Below are 3071 nucleotides of genomic sequence, written 5' to 3' on the forward strand. Positions count from 1 at the left end.
CCGCAGAACCGCACCTCGGGGCGGCTATTCACCTCGATCGGCCGTTGGCCGATCGGCCCCGGACGCACCGCCCCCGGATCCCCCGGCCCCCGGGCCGTCCGCCTTGGAGTCGCCGGTCCCGGCGTCCGCCAGCGCCGCTTCGAGCGTGTCGTGCACGGTGAAGACGGCCTCCGCCCCGGTGATCTCGAAGACCCGGGCCACCACCGGCAGCATGCCCGCCAGGTGGACCCCGCCGCCGGCCTCCTCGGCCCGCAGCCGGGCGCCGAGCAGCACGTTCAGGCCCGTGGAGTCGCAGAACTCCAGTCGCGAGCAGTCCACGACAAGGCGCGCGAAACCGCGGTCGAGGCAGTCCTCGACCGGTTCGCGCAGAAGATCTGCGGTGTGGTGATCCAACTCACCCGCCGGGGTGATGACGGCACTCGTGCCCTCTTCCCGCACCTCGACCAGAAGCCGGCCCGACTGTGCGCTGCCGACCGTCCCGCGGTCCATGCCGTCTCTCTCTTCCGACCGTTGTGGTTGCTGATTGACGCCCTCGAACCCTACGCCTTCTCTGCACACTCTGACACCCGAACAACCGCCAAGAATCGGACATTTAACCACAAATGTTACTTGCGATGGGGTCACGAAAGCGGGTAGGGCTAGTAGTGACAGTTTTCGACACGGCCGGCTTGGAGGCGCCGCACACCGCAGTGCACGTATTGGCATCGGCAGCCATATGCCGAGAACGATGGAGGACATCATGTCACCCCGGCTCGACGGATCGCATACCCAGAGGGCGACGTCGACACGCCCCCCGGAACACCTGGAAGAAGACGAGTCCGCCGACGGGAACGCCGGCCTGGCCGGACTTCCGGAGATTCCCCCCTTCTCCGAGGTGGGGCCGGTGGACGCACGGGCCCTGTCCAAGACCCTCTTCGAGCGGCTGGAGTCGCTGGAGGAAGGGACGTCCGAGTACTCGTACGTCCGCAACACGCTGGTCGAGCTGAACCTCGCCCTGGTGAAGTTCGCCGCCTCCCGGTTCCGCTCCCGCAGCGAGCCGATGGAGGACATCATCCAGGTCGGCACCATCGGCCTCATCAAGGCCATCGACCGCTTCGAGCTCAGCCGCGGCGTCGAGTTCCCGACCTTCGCGATGCCGACCATCGTCGGTGAGGTCAAACGGTTCTTCCGTGACACGTCCTGGTCCGTGCGCGTGCCGCGCAGGCTGCAGGAACTCCGCCTCGACCTGGCCAAGGCGGGCGACGAACTCGCACAGCAACTGGACCGCGCTCCGACGGTGGGAGAGCTGGCGGAGCGGCTGGGGCTGTCGAACGACGAGGTCGTCGAGGGCATGGCGGCGTCCAACGCCTACACGGCCAGTTCCCTGGACGCCCAGCCCGAGGAGGACGACTCCGAGGGCGCGCTGGCGGACCGCATCGGCTACGAGGACCACGGCCTCGAAGGCATCGAGTACATCGAGTCGCTGAGGCCGATGATCGCCCGGCTCCCGCAGCGCGACCGGCAGATCCTGTCGCTGCGCTTCGTCGCCAACATGACCCAGTCGGAGATCGGCGAGGAGCTCGGCATCTCGCAGATGCACGTGTCGCGGCTGCTGTCGCGGACGCTGGTGCGGCTGCGCAAGGGGCTGACGCTCGAAGAGTGACGCCCGGACGTGGACGTACGGGTGACTGCGTCGACATGCGTAGGGGGCCGAGCCGGACTGTCCGGCTCGGCCCCCTACGCATGTGCGGCCGCGCCCAACGCCCTTGATCCCACAGCTTCTTGATCGTCCGTTCGACGCCGTCGGACGCATTCGAGTTACCCACGGGAACCCCTTTCCCCACTGGGCACCTTCCCTCACTATGGTCACCCGGCAAACTGACCGGTCCGTCAGGAGGCGACGGATGACGCACGGGTGCGGGGAGGCGGACGCATGGCTCGGGGCGAGGGCGATGAGGGTGACGACGGCGCCGGGACCGGCGCTCACACGGAAGCGTCCGACGCGCGGCTCACGGAGCTGCTGCGCGCGGACACCACGACCGGGCACGCGGCGCTGCGCGAACTGCGCGCCCACCACGAGGCGGCGGTCCTCGGGTACGCCCGGCTGTGCACGACCGGCGAGTCCGCCGCCCGGGAGCTGACGGACCGCGCGTTCACCGTGGCCGCCCAGGAGACCGTGCGCGGCATCGACCCCCGCGGGCCCTGGCGCCACCAACTCCTGTTGCTGGCCTGGCGGGTGGCCGTCACCTGGGCCGGGGACCAGCGGTCCCGCCGGCTCGACCCGGGGCTGCTCGCGCGGTGGCACGAGGCCGGGCCGGGCGGTCCGCTCCCGCCGATGCTCGACGCGTTCCACTCGCAGCCCACCAGGGTCCAGGGCCTCGTCTGGTACGCGACCGTCGAGCGGGAGCCCGCGGAGGAGACGGCCCGGCTGCTCGGCATCACCCGCGAGGACGTGACGTACGGGACGGGGTCGGCGGGCCAGGCCCTGCGGGCGGCGTTCCTGACGTCGCACCTCGCCGCCTCGGGCGACCCGCGCTGCCAGGACTTCCGCCGCCTGATCGAGGAGGCGGTGCGCCCCGAGACCCCCCGCCGCAGTGCGGATCTGCAGGCCCACATGGCGGAGTGCGGGCACTGCGCCACGGCGTACGGGACGTTGTCCGCGCTGCGGGACGACGAGCGGACGGCGCTGGCGGAGGGGCTGCTGCCGTGGGGCGGCACGGCGTACGCGGCGTACGACTCGTACGGACCGGGCGGCGCGGGCGGCCCAGGCGGTGTGGGCGGCCCGGGCGGCGCATCCGACGGAGTCTGGCCGCCGTCCCGCCCCTCCCGCTCCTCCTCCCGTGCGTCCCGTGCGTCCCGTGCGTTCCGCCCGTCCCGTCGGCTGGTGCTGGCCTCGGCGGCGCTCGGGGTGGCCCTGGTCCCGCTGCTGCTGCTCCTCGGCTCGTCGGACGGTGACCGGTCCCGACGGACGGGCGGCACGGCGGCTCCCGTACGGCCGCCGGTGACGGTGACGGCCACGGTCCCGACGACGCCACGCCCCTCCACTCCGGCGACGGAGAGCCCGGGCGCGACCGATTCGGCTTCCCCCACCC

Annotated in this window: 3 protein-coding genes; 2 read left to right on the forward strand and 1 reads right to left on the reverse strand. The window is 71.6% G+C overall.

Annotated features, from left to right (window positions below; genetic code table 11):
* Positions 1-24: 24 nt before the first annotated feature.
* Positions 25-489 (reverse strand): STAS domain-containing protein, encoded by a 465-nt coding sequence (locus FGF04_RS28840; protein WP_235882539.1) that lies wholly within the window; start codon positions 487-489, stop codon positions 25-27.
* A gap of 238 nt (positions 490-727) precedes the next feature.
* Here FGF04_RS28840 and FGF04_RS28845 point away from each other — a divergent pair, with 238 nt between their 5' ends.
* Complete coding sequence (locus FGF04_RS28845; protein WP_149514236.1) at positions 728-1642, forward strand: RNA polymerase sigma factor SigF; 915 nt, start codon at positions 728-730, stop codon at positions 1640-1642.
* 270 nt (positions 1643-1912) lie between these two features.
* The coding region (locus tag FGF04_RS28850) for a ricin-type beta-trefoil lectin domain protein (RefSeq protein WP_235882540.1) at positions 1913-3071 on the forward strand (1159 nt) is incomplete at its 3' end.

Source organism: Streptomyces apricus (assembly GCF_008369065.1).
Taxonomy (GTDB): domain Bacteria; phylum Actinomycetota; class Actinomycetes; order Streptomycetales; family Streptomycetaceae; genus Streptomyces; species Streptomyces apricus.

Coding starts and splice junctions, on each gene's coding strand:
- FGF04_RS28845 (WP_149514236.1), top strand. CDS start 728: ATGGAGGACATCATGTCACCCCGGCTCGACGGATCGCATACCCAGAGG.
- FGF04_RS28840 (WP_235882539.1), bottom strand. CDS start 489: ATGGACCGCGGGACGGTCGGCAGCGCACAGTCGGGCCGGCTTCTGGTC.